This is a genomic window from Paraburkholderia sp. GAS333 (assembly GCF_050435665.1).
Taxonomy (GTDB): Bacteria; Pseudomonadota; Gammaproteobacteria; order Burkholderiales; family Burkholderiaceae; genus Paraburkholderia; species Paraburkholderia fungorum_A.
In genome coordinates this window covers 14225-28209 of record NZ_JBNDKS010000010.1, presented here as the reverse complement: position 1 = coordinate 28209, position 13985 = coordinate 14225, and the positions used below count along the sequence as shown (strand labels likewise).

Here is a 13985-nt window from a genome sequence, read left to right as displayed (position 1 = left end):
ACGTTTCTCCTATTACCAGCTCGCCTTGGTCAGGCCAGGGATCTCGCCGCGGAACGCGATTTCGCGAATCTTGTTACGCGCCAGCCCGAATTTACGGAACGTGCCACGCGGGCGACCAGTAATTGCGCAGCGGTTGCGCTTACGGGTCGGGTTAGAGTTGCGCGGCAGTTGTTGCAGTTCCAGACGTGCTGCGTAATGCTCTTCGTCCGACTTGCTCATATCGCCGATGATCGCTTTCAGCTCAGCACGCTTGGGAGCGTACTTAGCGGCCAGGCGAGCACGCTTCTTTTCACGTTCGATCAGTGCCAGTTTAGCCACGGTAACCTCAGTTTCTGAACGGGAACTTGAAGCTGGCGAGCAGAGCCTTTGCTTCGTCGTCGGTCTTCGCAGTCGTCGTGATGCTGATGTTCAGCCCACGCAGTGCGTCGATCTTGTCGTAGTCGATTTCGGGGAAAATGATCTGCTCTTTCACACCGATGTTGTAGTTGCCGCGACCATCGAACGCACGACCCGACACGCCACGGAAGTCACGCACACGGGGGAGCGCAACCGTCACGAAACGGTCCAGAAATTCGTACATTGCCTGACCACGCAACGTGACCATTGCACCGATCGGATAGCCCTGACGGATCTTGAAGCCAGCGATTGCCTTGCGTGCCTTCGTGATCACCGGCTTTTGGCCTGCGATCTTCGTCAGGTCGCCAACGGCGTTTTCGATGATCTTCTTGTCAGCAACCGCTTCGCCAAGGCCCATGTTCAGGGTGATCTTGGTGATGCGCGGCACTTCCATCACGGACTTGTAACCGAACTTCTCGATGAGGCCGGGTACAACCTTTTCTTTGTAAAACTCTTGCAAACGAGCCATTTTTTTACTCCGCAGCGTCAGGCGCTCAGCTCGGCACCGGTCGTTTTAAGGAAACGGACTTTCTTGTCTCCTTCGACCTTGATGCCTACACGCGACGCCTTGCCATTCGCGTCGACCAATGCGACGTTCGAAATTTGCAGCGGCATCGTCTTGGCTTCCACACCGCCCGTCGTACCCTTCATCGGGTTCGGCTTGACGTGTTTCTTGACGAGGTTGATACCCTCGACAATAACTTTGTCTTCGCCAACGGACAGCACGACGCCGCGCTTGCCTTTATCTTTGCCGGTGATGACGATAACTTCGTCACCTTTGCGAATCTTGTTCATCGCGACTCCTTACAGCACTTCAGGTGCCAACGAAACGATCTTCATGAATCGTTCGCTGCGCAGCTCGCGCGTAACAGGCCCGAAAATACGGGTGCCAATAGGTTCGAGCTTGGCATTCAACAACACAGCGGCGTTGCCATCGAACTTGATCAGCGAGCCGTCTTGACGACGAACGCCCTTGGCGGTGCGAACCACCACGGCGTTATAAATTTCGCCTTTCTTTACGCGCCCGCGCGGCGTTGCTTCTTTGACGGTCACCTTGATGATGTCGCCAATGCTGGCATAACGACGCTTCGAGCCGCCGAGCACCTTGATGCACATGACTTCACGTGCACCCGTGTTGTCGGCCACTTCAAGCCGAGTTTCGGTCTGGATCATGGTTTATCTTTCCCAACTTAATCCGGCCACACCACCATGGCGTACCCGGTCAGTCTTGGTCCCGTCAGCCAATCGGCTGCTTGGGTATGAACAGCAGCGACGGCAAACGAAACCCGCCATCGCAATCCGGTGAATCCTTCGGAACAGGCTGGCGCCCGAACCGCTTCCCCCACCAACTTCGCCCGCGACGGGGCTCCCATAAAAGAGGGAAGACCGAGATCATATCACATAACCCCGGTCTTGCAAGCGAAACTTACTGCGATTTCAATTACTTCTACAACTTGCGGCGTCAGATGACGCGAGCAGCCTCGACCAGGCGAGCAACAACCCAAGCCTTCGTCTTCGAAATCGGACGAGTTTCCTGGATTTCAACGAGGTCACCCTCGTTGTACGTGTTCGCATCGTCGTGCGCGTGGTACTTCTTCGAACGCACAACGTACTTACCGTAGATCGGGTGCTTCACGCGGTGCTCGACCAGCACGGTGACCGTCTTGTCCATCTTGTTGCTGACGACCTTGCCGACCAGCGTCCGCTTGAGCGAGGTTTTTACGCTATCGTTCATTTCTGGTTCGCCTTCTCAGTCAGGACGGTCCGCACACGTGCGATGTCGCGACGGACCTTCTTCAGCTGGCTCGTGTTCGTGAGCTGCTGGGTCGCGAGTTGCATGCGCAGGCCGAATTGCGCCTTCAACAGGTCCGACAGCTCCTTGTTGAGCGCGGCCTGATCTTTCTGGTGAAGTTCGGAAGCCTTCATCATTTGCTCCTTAGGCGCCGAGCTGACGCACGATAAACGTCGTCTTAAGCGGCAGCTTCGCTGCAGCCAGACGGAACGCTTCGCGTGCCAGCTCTTCGGTTACGCCGTCCATTTCGTACAGCATCTTGCCCGGTTGAATCTCTGCGACGTAGTACTCAGGGTTACCTTTACCGTTACCCATACGTACTTCAGCCGGCTTGTGCGAGATTGGCTTGTCCGGGAAGATCCGGATCCAGATGCGGCCGCCACGCTTGATGTGACGCGTCATTGCACGACGTGCCGCTTCAATCTGGCGCGCGGTCAAGCGACCACGACCGACAGCCTTCAGGCCGAACTCACCGAACGACACCGCGTTGCCGCGTGTGGCGATACCGGTGTTACGACCTTTCTGCTCTTTGCGATACTTTCTGCGTTTCGGTTGCAGCATCGTTATTCTCCAGTCTTCCCGTCGCCACCAGCACGACGAGGAGCGCCACGGCGTGCACCTGCCGGGCCACCACCTTCACCATCGCGACGCGGACGGCGATCGCCACCCGGACGTGCGTTGCGGCGCGGACGCTTTTCTTCGGCGACTTCCTCAACCACCGGTGCGTCGTTGCGGCCGAGCGTGTCGCCCTTGTAGACCCACACCTTCACGCCGATGATGCCGTACGTCGTCTTCGCTTCCGAAGTTGCGTAGTCGATATCAGCACGCAACGTATGAAGCGGCACGCGACCTTCGCGATACCATTCCGTACGAGCGATTTCGATACCGTTCAGACGACCAGCGCTCATGATCTTGATGCCTTGAGCACCCAGACGCATTGCGTTTTGCATCGCACGCTTCATCGCGCGGCGGAACATGATCCGGCGTTCGAGCTGTTGCGTGATCGAATCAGCGATCAGTTGCGCATCGGTTTCCGGCTTGCGGATTTCTTCGATGTTGACGTGAACCGGAACGCCCATGCGCTTTTGCAGCTCGGACTTCAGCAGTTCAATGTCTTCACCCTTCTTACCGATCACGACACCCGGACGCGAGCTGAAAATCGTGATACGTGCGTTCTTTGCAGGACGCTCGATCACCACGCGGCCGACGGACGCGTTCTTCAGCTTCTTCTTCAGGTATTCACGAACACCGATGTCTTCCTGCAACATCGCCGCGAAATTGTTGTTGTTCGCGTACCAACGCGACGCCCAATTGCGGCTGACGGCCAAACGGAAGCCAGTCGGATGAATTTTCTGTCCCATCGTATGACCCCTTAATTCCCGACCGTCACAGTGATGTGACAGGATTGCTTCTCGATGCGGTTACCGCGGCCTTTAGCGCGCGCAGTAAAACGCTTCAGCGATGCAGCCTTGTCGACCATGATGCTCGTTACTTTGAGCTCGTCGATATCGGCGCCTTCGTTATGCTCCGCATTCGCGATCGCCGACAGCACGACCTTTTTCACGATTCCCGCAGCCTTCTTCGGCGAGAACGTCAGAACGTTCAGCGCCTTGTCGACCGGCAAACCGCGGATCTGGTCAGCCACAAGGCGCGTTTTTTGCGCCGAGATGCGGGCACCGCGATGAATTGCTTTCACTTCCATCATGAGCCCCTTATTTCTTAGCCTTCTTGTCGGCTGCGTGACCCTTGAACGTCCGGGTCAATGCAAACTCGCCAAGCTTGTGGCCGACCATGTTTTCCGAGATGTACACCGGAACGTGTTGACGGCCGTTGTGCACAGCAATCGTCAAACCAATGAAATCCGGCAGAATCGTCGAACGACGCGACCAGGTTTTGATTGGCTTCTTGTCACGTGCAGCGGCTGCCGACTCAACTTTCTTCAGCAAATGGGCGTCGCAGAACGGACCTTTTTTTACAGAACGTGCCATTGCCTACTCCTTAACGCTTGTGACGGCGCTGGACGATCATGCTCGTCGTGCGCTTGTTGCTGCGGGTGCGATAACCCTTAGCAGGCGTGCCCCACGGGCTCACCGGATCGCGACCTGCAGCCGTCTTGCCTTCACCACCACCGTGCGGGTGATCGACCGGGTTCATTGCAACGCCACGCACCGTCGGGCGGATACCGCGCCAGCGGTTTGCGCCAGCCTTACCGATTTGACGGAGGCTGTGCTCTTCGTTGCCAACTTCACCAATCGTCGCGCGGCATTCAACGTGAACGCGGCGGATTTCACCGGAGCGCAGGCGGACCTGTGCGTAGATGCCTTCACGAGCCAGCAACATCGCCGACGTACCAGCCGAACGCGCCATTTGCGCGCCCTTGCCCGGCAGCATTTCGATGCAGTGGATCGTCGTACCGACCGGAATGTTGCGGATCGGCAGTGCGTTACCAGCGCGGATCGGAGCTTCCGAACCCGACATCAGTTGCTGACCGACGGTGATACCCTTCGGAGCGATGATGTAGCGGCGCTCGCCGTCTGCGTACAGAACCAGCGCGATGTTCGCGCTACGGTTCGGATCGTACTCAAGACGTTCGACCTTCGCTGCGATACCGTCCTTATTGCGACGGAAATCGACGACACGATAGTGATGCTTATGACCACCGCCCTTATGGCGGGTGGTGATGTGACCGTTGTTGTTACGGCCCGCGGTCGTGGATTGCGCGTCGAGCAGCGGTGCGAACGGCTTGCCCTTATGCAGATCCTTGTTGACCACCTTGACCATCGCGCGGCGACCCGGCGAAGTCGGCTTAACTTTAACGATTGCCATGATTACTTGGCCTCCGCTTCAAAGTTGATTTCCTGGCCGGGCTTCAGGCAGACGTACGCCTTCTTCACGTCCTTGCGCTTGCCCATGAAGCGGCCAAAGCGCTTGGCTTTGCCCTTCGAGACCAGCACGTTGACGGAATTGACTTCCACCTTGAACAGCAGCTCGACTGCAGCTTTCACTTCCTGCTTCGTGGCATCGGGCGCGACTTCGAACACAACCTGCTCGTTCTTGTCGGCCACCAGCGTCGCCTTTTCGGAGATCACCGGCGCGAGCAGGACCTGCATCAAACGATGATCGTTCTTGCGAATCTCGCTCATGACAGCAACTCCTCGATCTGGGCGACCGCAGCCTTCGTGATCAGGATCTTCTTGAAGTAGATCAGCGACAGCGGGTCGGCGTAACGCGGCTCGACAACCGCCACGTGGGCGAGGTTGCGCGACGCGAGGTACAGGTTTTCGTCAACCGTGTCGGTAATCACCAGCACGGAGTCGAGACCCATCGCCTTGAATTTTTCGGCCAGCAACTTCGTCTTCGGCGCTTCGAGCGTCAGCTCGTCGACCACCGAGATGCGGCCTTCGCGGGCCAGCTGCGAGAAGATCGAGCAGAGACCTGCGCGATGCATCTTCTTGTTGACCTTGTGCGAAAAGTTTTCTTCCGGCGAATTCGGGAAGATCCGGCCACCGCCGCGCCACAACGGGCTCGACGACATACCGGCACGGGCGCGGCCCGTACCCTTCTGGCGCCACGGCTTCTTGGTCGTGTGCTTAACTTGCTCACGATCCTTCTGCGCGCGGTTGCCGCTACGGGCATTCGCTTGATACGCCACCACGACCTGGTGAATCAGGGCTTCGTTGTAATCGCGACCGAACACTACGTCCGACGCGCTAACGCCTGCACCTTCCTGACCATTGGCATTCAGGAGCTTAAGTTCCATTATTTCGCTCCTTTCACGGCACGCGTCTTCACGGCCGGCGTAACGAATACTTTGCCACCCTTCGCACCCGGAACGGCGCCCTTGACCAGCAACAGCTTGCGGTCAGCGTCGATACGAGCGATTTCGAGGTTTTGCACCGTTACCGTGTCGTCACCCATGTGACCGGTCATGCGCTTACCCGGGAAAACACGACCCGGATCTTGCGCCATACCGATCGAACCCGGCACGTTGTGCGAGCGCGAGTTACCGTGCGATGCACGGCCGGATGCGAAGTTGTAACGCTTGATGGTACCGGCGTAGCCCTTACCGATCGACACGCCTTGCACGTCGACCTTCTGGCCTACTTCGAACAGGTCGGGACCGACCACGGTGCCGTTCGACAACTCGGCAGCCTTGGCAGCATCGATCTGGAATTCTTTGAGGATTTCACCGGCTTGAACACCGGCTTTGGCGAGATGACCGGCCAAAGGCTTCGTCACGCGCGATGCACGGCGCGTACCGAATGCAACCTGCACGGCCGTGTAGCCGTCGGTTTCAACAGTCTTGATCTGCGTCACGCGGTTGTCGGACACGTCCAGCACGGTAACGGGAATCGAATCCCCTTCTGCCGTGAAGATACGGGTCATGCCAACCTTGCGACCTACGAGTCCAAGGCTCATCGTTTTCTCCATTCCCGACTGCGATTGGTCGGGGCTAATTTACAAAATGCCGGTGCCGTTTCGGGCATGAATGCATGCTGCAGCACACCGACTTTTTTGCGCAAATGCGCGAAAAGCCCACCACTATAGCAAGGCTTTTCGTTTTCCGCAAGCAATCAAAGACTTAGCGCTGTCCGGCTTACCGGGCAAGCTCTGAAAGCCTTATTGCAGCTTGATTTCAACGTCCACACCAGCCGGCAAGTCCAGCTTCATCAGTGCGTCAACGGTCTTGTCCGTCGGATCGACGATGTCCATCAGACGTTGGTGCGTACGGATTTCGAGCTGATCGCGCGACGTCTTGTTGACGTGCGGCGAACGCAGGATGTCGAAGCGTTGAATGCGGGTCGGCAGGGGCACCGGGCCACGAACGATCGCGCCAGTCCGCTTGGCCGTGTCGACGATTTCAGCTGCCGATTGATCGATCAGACGATAGTCGAAAGCCTTCAGGCGAATGCGGATTTTCTGGTTCTGCATGACAATTCCTTGGAAAAGAGCGAGGCGGTATTGCGCCGCCAGATAGTAAAAGAACGTAGAGCCGGGCCCCCGCGAGGGGCTGGCGCCCGGCTCCGGGCACCACTTACTGCATGTACTGCAAGGTCAACTCGCGATTTTACTCGAGAATCTTTGCAACCACACCAGCGCCGACCGTACGGCCGCCTTCGCGAATTGCGAAACGCAGACCTTCTTCCATCGCGATCGGGTTGATCAGCTTCACCGTGATCGACACGTTGTCGCCCGGCATGACCATTTCCTTGTCCTTCGGCAGCTCGATCGAGCCCGTCACGTCCGTCGTACGGAAGTAGAACTGCGGACGGTAGTTGTTGAAGAACGGCGTATGACGACCGCCTTCGTCCTTGCTCAGCACGTACACTTCAGCCGTGAAGTGCGTGTGCGGGTTGATCGAACCCGGCTTCGCCAGAACCTGGCCACGCTCCACGTCTTCACGCTTCGTGCCGCGCAGCAGGATACCAACGTTGTCGCCTGCCTGACCCTGGTCGAGCAGCTTGCGGAACATTTCCACGCCCGTGCAGGTCGTCTTCACCGTCGGCTTGATACCGACGATTTCGATTTCTTCGCCGACCTTGACGATGCCGCGCTCAACGCGACCCGTCACCACCGTGCCACGACCCGAGATCGAGAACACGTCTTCCACCGGCATCAGGAACGCACCGTCAACTGCGCGCTCCGGCGTCGGGATGTACGTATCCAGCGCGTCGGCCAGATTCATGATCGCCACTTCGCCCAGCTCGCCCGCATCGCCTTCCAGCGCCAGCTTGGCCGAACCCTTGATGATCGGCGTGTCGTCGCCCGGGAAGTCGTACTTCGACAGAAGTTCGCGAACTTCCATTTCAACGAGTTCCAGCAGCTCAGCGTCGTCCACCATGTCGCACTTGTTCAGGAACACGATGATGTACGGAACGCCAACCTGACGGGCCAGCAGGATGTGCTCGCGCGTTTGCGGCATCGGGCCGTCTGCAGCCGAACACACCAGGATCGCGCCGTCCATCTGCGCTGCGCCCGTGATCATGTTCTTCACATAGTCAGCGTGGCCCGGGCAGTCAACGTGTGCGTAGTGGCGGTTAGCCGTTTCGTACTCGACGTGTGCCGTGTTGATCGTGATACCACGTGCCTTTTCTTCCGGCGCCGCGTCGATCTGGTCGTATGCCTTTGCTTCGCCGCCAAACTTCTTGGTCAGAACCGTCGTGATCGCTGCCGTCAGCGTGGTCTTGCCGTGGTCAACGTGACCGATCGTGCCGACGTTCACGTGCGGCTTGGTCCGTTCGAATTTACCTTTAGCCATGTTTCTCTTCTTTCAAAAAGTTAATCGTTGAATGACTTTGCCGCGCGATTACTTCGACTTGGCGTTGATGATCGCTTCCGACACGTTACGCGGTGCTTCTGCGTAGTGCTTGAACTCCATCGTGTACGTTGCGCGACCTTGGGTCAGCGAACGCAGCGACGTCGAGTAGCCGAACATTTCCGACAGCGGTACTTCTGCGCGGACGATCTTGCCGCCGCCAACCATGTCGTCCATGCCCTGAACAATGCCGCGACGACCCGACAGGTCGCCCATGACGTTGCCCATGTAGTCTTCCGGCGTTTCGACTTCGACAGCCATCATCGGTTCGAGGATGACCGGCTGAGCCTTGCGCATTGCTTCCTTGAACGCCATCGAACCGGCCATGCGGAAAGCATTTTCGTTCGAGTCAACGTCGTGGTACGAACCGAACGTCAGGTGAACCTTGACGTCGACGACCGGGAAGCCTGCCAGCACGCCTGCCTTCAGCGTTTCCTGAATACCCTTGTCGACCGCCGGGATGTATTCACGCGGAATCACACCACCCTTGATCTCGTCCAGGAATTCGTAGCCCTTGCCTTGTTCGTTCGGCTCGAGCGTGATGACCGCGTGACCGTACTGGCCGCGACCACCCGACTGCTTGACGAACTTGCCGTCAACGTCTTCCGCCTTGCCGCGAATCGTTTCGCGGTAAGCAACCTGCGGCTTGCCGACCGTTGCTTCCACGCCGAATTCGCGCTTCATACGGTCAACCAGAATTTCCAGGTGGAGCTCGCCCATGCCCGAAATAATGGTTTGGCCCGATTCTTCGTCCGTTTGAACGCGGAACGACGGATCTTCCTGAGCCAGACGGTTCAGTGCCAGACCCATCTTTTCCTGGTCCGGCTTCGTCTTCGGCTCAACAGCCTGCGAAATCACCGGTTCCGGGAAAATCATGCGTTCGAGAACGATCGGGTGCAGCGGATCGCACAGCGTGTCGCCCGTCGTCGCGTCTTTCAGACCGACAGCAGCCGCGATGTCGCCAGCGTGCACTTCCTTGATTTCTTCGCGCTGGTTTGCGTGCATCAGCAGAATACGACCGAGACGTTCCTTCTTGTCTTTGGTCGCGTTCAGCAGCGTGTCGCCCGACTTCGTCGTACCCGAGTACACGCGGAAGAAGATCAGCTGACCGACAAACGGGTCCGTCATGATCTTGAACGCGAGCGACGAGAACTTCTCGTCGTCGGCTGCGCGACGCTCAGCCTTTTCGCCGTTTTCGAGTTCGCCAGTAACCGGCGGAATGTCGATCGGCGACGGCAGGAAGTCGAGCACGGCGTCCAGCATCCGTTGCACGCCCTTGTTCTTGAACGCGGTACCGCACAGCATCGGCTGGATTTCGCATGCGATCGTACGATCGCGCAGACCCTTGATGATTTCCGCTTCGGAGAGCTCGCCCTCTTCCAGGTACTTGTTCATCAGGTCTTCGCTCGACTCAGCAGCCGCTTCGACCATCTTCTCGCGCCATTCGTTGCACGTGTCGACGAGTTCTGCCGGGATTTCTTCGTACGAGAACTTCGTGCCTTGGGACGCTTCGTCCCAAATGATCGCCTTCATCTTCAGCAGATCGACGACGCCCGTGAAGTTTTCTTCCGCGCCGATAGGCACCACGACCGGAACCGGATTCGCCTTCAGACGCAGCTTGAGCTGATCGTAGACCTTGAAGAAGTTCGCGCCGGTACGGTCCATCTTGTTGATGAACGCGAGACGGGGAACCTTGTACTTGTTAGCCTGACGCCACACGGTTTCCGACTGGGGCTGAACGCCGCCCACAGCGCAGTAGACCATGCACGCGCCGTCGAGCACGCGCATCGAGCGCTCAACTTCAATCGTGAAGTCGACGTGACCCGGCGTGTCGATGATGTTGATACGGTGCTCAGCGCGGTCGCCGGCCATGCCTTTCCAGAAAGCCGTGGTAGCAGCGGACGTGATCGTGATACCGCGTTCCTGCTCCTGCTCCATCCAGTCCATGGTTGCAGCGCCGTCGTGAACTTCACCAATCTTGTGGTTCACGCCGGTATAGAACAGGATGCGCTCGGTCGTCGTCGTTTTGCCGGCGTCGATGTGAGCGCTAATACCGATGTTACGGTAGCGCTCGATAGGTGTCTTGCGAGCCACTTTGATCCTCTATTGGGATGACGCGATGCGAGAAAATACCCATCGCGCTGTAACACAAACGGGCGAGGCGCTTTGTAAGCGCACCCGCCCGGAATTTCTTTCCGCTTTTTCAGCTAAACCCGGGTTCGGGAAGCTTAGAAACGGAAGTGCGAGAACGCCTTGTTGGCTTCTGCCATCCGGTGAACTTCGTCGCGCTTCTTCATTGCGCCGCCACGGCCTTCGGCCGCTTCGGAGAGTTCACCTGCCAGACGCAGGGCCATCGACTTCTCGCTGCGCTTCTTCGCGGCTTCACGCAGCCAACGCATCGCCAATGCCATACGACGCGACGGGCGCACTTCGACCGGAACCTGATAGTTTGCACCACCAACGCGGCGGCTCTTAACTTCGACCACCGGCTTGACGTTGTTGAGCGCTACCGTGAACACTTCCAGCGGGTCCTTGCCACCCTTGGTCTGGATCTGTTCGAAAGCGCCGTACACGATGCGTTCAGCAACCGACTTCTTGCCGGACAACATCAGCACGTTCATGAACTTAGCTACATCAACGTTACCGAACTTCGGATCCGGCAACACTTCCCGCTTGGGGACTTCGCGACGACGCGGCATGTTTCTTCCTTTAACTTTTCAGTTGGAGCTACTCAGCCCCGCGGCCACCAACTAACCCGATTCATCTTTAAGACTTACCAGCCTGGTCGGGTGACCACTTACTCGACAGCACCGGCTATTCCGGCACCACCGCTATTACCGCCTTTGCAGGCGACCTGAAACTACTCTGACCGGCTAATTACTTGCCAGCCTTGGCACGCTTCGCGCCGTACTTCGAGCGAGCCTGCTTACGATCCTTGACGCCCTGGGTATCCAGCGAGCCGCGAACCATGTGGTAACGCACACCCGGCAAGTCCTTAACACGACCGCCGCGAATCAGCACGACCGAGTGTTCCTGCAGGTTGTGGCCTTCACCACCGATGTACGAAATAACTTCGAAGCCGTTCGTCAGACGAACCTTGGCAACCTTACGGAGTGCCGAGTTAGGCTTCTTAGGCGTCGTGGTGTACACACGGGTGCACACGCCGCGGCGCTGGGGGCAGTCCTGCAAGGCCGGGCTCTTGCTCTTAGTCGTTTCCGACTGGCGGCCTTTGCGAACCAGTTGATTGATGGTTGGCATTGTTTATTCCTGAAATTGAACAAAATCGACGCATATGTTCCCGGGCAAAGCGGAAACGCTTGCGCATCGAACTTCCGGGCGGTCTGTTTACTCGCGAGTTAACCCCGCGCGCAGGCATCCCAAGAACCGGAACCTAGCATAATATTCCGAAAATACTAAGGGAGTCAACAGGTTGCGATATTTCGCAGGCCTGTCGATCTGTATGAGCCGTCACGAGCGCTCAATCAGCCGCGACGACTTCCAGCAATTCGTCGCCGAAACGATCGAGTTTACGTGCACCCATGCCCGGAATGCCGCGCAAATCCTCGATGGAATCGGGGCCATTACGGGCAATTTCTGCCAGTGTCGCGTCGTGGAAAATGACGTAGGCAGGCACGCCGTCGCTTTTTGCCGTTTCTGTACGCCATGCGCGCAGCCGATCCCAACGGGCACGTTCACGCGGACCCATGCCGACCGTAGGATCGGCACGTTCGCTCGTACGCCCGGACGATTGACGGGTGCGAGTCGGCTTCACATAGCGACGCATCGTCACATTCTGCTCGCCCTTGAGCACCGGTTTGCTCGCCTCGGTCAGGACCAGCGAACCAAAACCTTCGTGGTCCACAGTCAGGTAACCGAACGCCACGAGCTGACGAAACACCGCGCGCCATTCCGGTTCGCCAAGCGCCGCGCCTATACCGAAGGTGGTGAGCTTTTCGTGGCCGCGCTGCAAAATTTTCTCGCTGCTATTGCCGCGCAAGATGTCGATCAGATGGCCGGCGCCGAAATGAAATCCACTTGCCCGTTGCGCGCGGAACACGCAGGAAAGCGCCATCTGCGCCTCGCGCGTGGCATCCCACGTGGCGGGCGGTTCAAGGCAGTTGTCGCAATTGCCGCAGGGCTTGCTCGATTCGCCGAAATACGCGAGCAGGCGCACGCGTCGGCAAGTGGCCGCTTCGCACAAGCCCAGTAGTGCGTCGAGCTTGCCCGTTTGGACGCGCTTATGGGCGTCGTCCGCGTCCGACTCGTCGATCATTTTGCGCTGCTGCACGACGTCGCCGAGACCGTAGGCCATCCAGGCATTCGCCGGCATTCCATCGCGGCCGCCCCGCCCTGTTTCCTGGTAATACCCTTCGACGCTCTTCGGCAAATCCAGATGCGCGACGAACCGCACGTCCGGCTTATCGATTCCCATGCCGAACGCGATCGTCGCGCACATCACGATGCCCTCTTCACGCTGAAACATCTCCTGATGCTTCTGTCGGATCTCAAAATCCATACCGGCGTGATACGGCAACGCGCGCATACCTTTTTCCTTCAGCCACTCTGCCGTCTCTTCGACCTTGCGACGCGACAGGCAATAAACCACGCCGGCGTCGGTCGTGCCGTCCGGCTTCGAATGCTCAGCGCGAATGAAGTCGAGCAGCTGCGTACGCGCGTTGTCCTTTTCGACGATCCGATAGCGGATATTCGGCCGATCAAAGCTCGACACGAAAACGCGCGCGTCGTCGAGTGCCAGGCGGTGGATGATCTCGTCACGCGTGATCGCGTCCGCCGTAGCGGTGAGTGCGATGCGCGGCACGTTCGGAAATCGCTCGTGCAGTACAGACAACTGAATGTACTCGGGCCGGAAATCGTGCCCCCATTGCGACACGCAATGCGCCTCATCAATCGCGAAAAGGCCGATGCGCGATCGCTCCAGCAACTCCTGGAAACGCGGCGTCATCAGACGCTCTGGCGCGACGTACAGCAGGTCAATCTCGCCCTCGCGCAACGCGCGCTCAGTGGCCATTGCCTCCGCACTCGACAACGTCGAGTTCAGATACGCCGCGCGCACGCCAACTTCAGTGAGCGCCGCCACCTGATCCTGCATCAGCGCGATCAACGGCGACACGACGATGCCCGTGCCGAAACCACCTTCACGCCGCACCAGCGAAGGAATCTGATAGCACAACGACTTGCCGCCGCCCGTCGGCATCAACACGAGACAATCACCGCCGCCGGCGACGTGATCGACAATTTCGCCCTGCTGCCCTCTGAACGCGGGGTAACCAAAAACTTCGTTGAGGATTTCGAGCGGACGGGACATGTATTTGGAAGAAGCAGCCTAAAGCCGGTAACACGAATTTTACCAACGCATTCGCGCCGCGCCCGCGCTTTGCGGCAACGTTAGCCAACCGGGCTACGAATCCACAAAAACGCACAGAAAAGACGCCCGCGGTGCGTGGGACAGGAGCAGGTGTG

General features: G+C 58.3%; 20 protein-coding genes. All 20 read right to left on the bottom strand.

All coding sequences use genetic code 11. The annotated features are described in order from the left end of the window. Positions 1-12: 12 nt before the first annotated feature. Positions 13-318, bottom strand: a complete 306-nt coding sequence (gene rpsN, locus ABH945_RS32685) for a 30S ribosomal protein S14 (protein ID WP_006052215.1) — start codon at positions 316-318, stop codon at positions 13-15. 7 nt (positions 319-325) lie between these two features. Continuing rightward, entirely contained in the window at positions 326-865 is a 540-nt protein-coding gene (rplE, locus tag ABH945_RS32680) for a 50S ribosomal protein L5 (protein WP_006052214.1), read from the bottom strand. Between the two features lie 17 nt (positions 866-882). Next, the gene (gene rplX / locus ABH945_RS32675; protein WP_074766156.1) at positions 883-1191 is read right to left on the bottom strand and encodes a 50S ribosomal protein L24; all 309 of its coding nucleotides are present in this window, start codon (positions 1189-1191) and stop codon (positions 883-885) included. A gap of 9 nt (positions 1192-1200) precedes the next feature. Next, positions 1201-1569: a 50S ribosomal protein L14 gene (rplN, locus tag ABH945_RS32670; RefSeq protein WP_006052212.1), complete on the bottom strand. Its 369-nt coding sequence runs from the start codon at positions 1567-1569 to the stop codon at positions 1201-1203. A 289-nt stretch (positions 1570-1858) separates the two neighbouring features. Beyond that, the gene (gene rpsQ, locus ABH945_RS32665; protein ID WP_007180129.1) at positions 1859-2131 is read right to left on the bottom strand and encodes a 30S ribosomal protein S17; all 273 of its coding nucleotides are present in this window, start codon (positions 2129-2131) and stop codon (positions 1859-1861) included. Beyond that, positions 2128-2322 (bottom strand): 50S ribosomal protein L29, encoded by a 195-nt coding sequence (rpmC, locus tag ABH945_RS32660; RefSeq protein ID WP_007180130.1) that lies wholly within the window; start codon positions 2320-2322, stop codon positions 2128-2130. Before rpmC ends, rpsQ begins: the two co-directional genes overlap by 4 nt. 10 nt (positions 2323-2332) lie before the next feature. Next, a complete protein-coding gene (rplP, locus tag ABH945_RS32655) occupies positions 2333-2749 on the bottom strand; it encodes a 50S ribosomal protein L16 (RefSeq protein WP_042329259.1) in 417 nt (138 codons plus the stop codon). Positions 2750-2751: 2 nt separating this feature from the next. Continuing rightward, complete coding sequence (rpsC, locus tag ABH945_RS32650; RefSeq protein ID WP_074766158.1) at positions 2752-3549, bottom strand: 30S ribosomal protein S3; 798 nt, start codon at positions 3547-3549, stop codon at positions 2752-2754. An 11-nt stretch (positions 3550-3560) separates the two neighbouring features. Then, the gene (rplV, locus tag ABH945_RS32645; protein ID WP_197070230.1) at positions 3561-3893 is read right to left on the bottom strand and encodes a 50S ribosomal protein L22; all 333 of its coding nucleotides are present in this window, start codon (positions 3891-3893) and stop codon (positions 3561-3563) included. A 7-nt stretch (positions 3894-3900) separates the two neighbouring features. Beyond that, complete coding sequence (rpsS, locus tag ABH945_RS32640; protein ID WP_054036552.1) at positions 3901-4176, bottom strand: 30S ribosomal protein S19; 276 nt, start codon at positions 4174-4176, stop codon at positions 3901-3903. Between the two features lie 10 nt (positions 4177-4186). Next, positions 4187-5014, bottom strand: a complete 828-nt coding sequence (gene rplB, locus ABH945_RS32635; RefSeq protein WP_074766160.1) for a 50S ribosomal protein L2 — start codon at positions 5012-5014, stop codon at positions 4187-4189. Positions 5015-5016: 2 nt separating this feature from the next. Next, complete coding sequence (gene rplW / locus ABH945_RS32630; protein ID WP_007180135.1) at positions 5017-5331, bottom strand: 50S ribosomal protein L23; 315 nt, start codon at positions 5329-5331, stop codon at positions 5017-5019. Then, the gene (rplD, locus tag ABH945_RS32625) at positions 5328-5948 is read right to left on the bottom strand and encodes a 50S ribosomal protein L4 (protein WP_007180136.1); all 621 of its coding nucleotides are present in this window, start codon (positions 5946-5948) and stop codon (positions 5328-5330) included. The genes rplW and rplD overlap by 4 nt, the downstream gene beginning before the upstream one ends. Beyond that, complete coding sequence (gene rplC / locus ABH945_RS32620; protein WP_007180137.1) at positions 5948-6607, bottom strand: 50S ribosomal protein L3; 660 nt, start codon at positions 6605-6607, stop codon at positions 5948-5950. Before rplC ends, rplD begins: the two co-directional genes overlap by 1 nt. A 201-nt stretch (positions 6608-6808) precedes the next feature. After that, on the bottom strand, positions 6809-7120 hold the full coding sequence (gene rpsJ / locus ABH945_RS32615; protein ID WP_006998489.1) for a 30S ribosomal protein S10: 312 nt from the start codon (positions 7118-7120) through the stop codon (positions 6809-6811). Positions 7121-7256: 136 nt separating this feature from the next. Beyond that, positions 7257-8447: an elongation factor Tu gene (tuf, locus tag ABH945_RS32610; protein ID WP_074762375.1), complete on the bottom strand. Its 1191-nt coding sequence runs from the start codon at positions 8445-8447 to the stop codon at positions 7257-7259. 48 nt (positions 8448-8495) lie between these two features. Continuing rightward, complete coding sequence (gene fusA, locus ABH945_RS32605) at positions 8496-10598, bottom strand: elongation factor G (protein WP_074766162.1); 2103 nt, start codon at positions 10596-10598, stop codon at positions 8496-8498. A gap of 134 nt (positions 10599-10732) precedes the next feature. Then, positions 10733-11203 carry a 30S ribosomal protein S7 gene (gene rpsG / locus ABH945_RS32600; RefSeq protein ID WP_006053291.1) on the bottom strand — a complete coding sequence of 157 codons (471 nt, stop codon included), beginning with the start codon at positions 11201-11203 and terminating at the stop codon, positions 10733-10735. A 178-nt stretch (positions 11204-11381) separates the two neighbouring features. After that, on the bottom strand, positions 11382-11762 hold the full coding sequence (gene rpsL / locus ABH945_RS32595) for a 30S ribosomal protein S12 (RefSeq protein WP_012434574.1): 381 nt from the start codon (positions 11760-11762) through the stop codon (positions 11382-11384). Positions 11763-11982: 220 nt separating this feature from the next. Beyond that, complete coding sequence (gene recQ, locus ABH945_RS32590) at positions 11983-13830, bottom strand: DNA helicase RecQ (RefSeq protein WP_429253402.1); 1848 nt, start codon at positions 13828-13830, stop codon at positions 11983-11985. Positions 13831-13985: the final 155 nt, after the last annotated feature.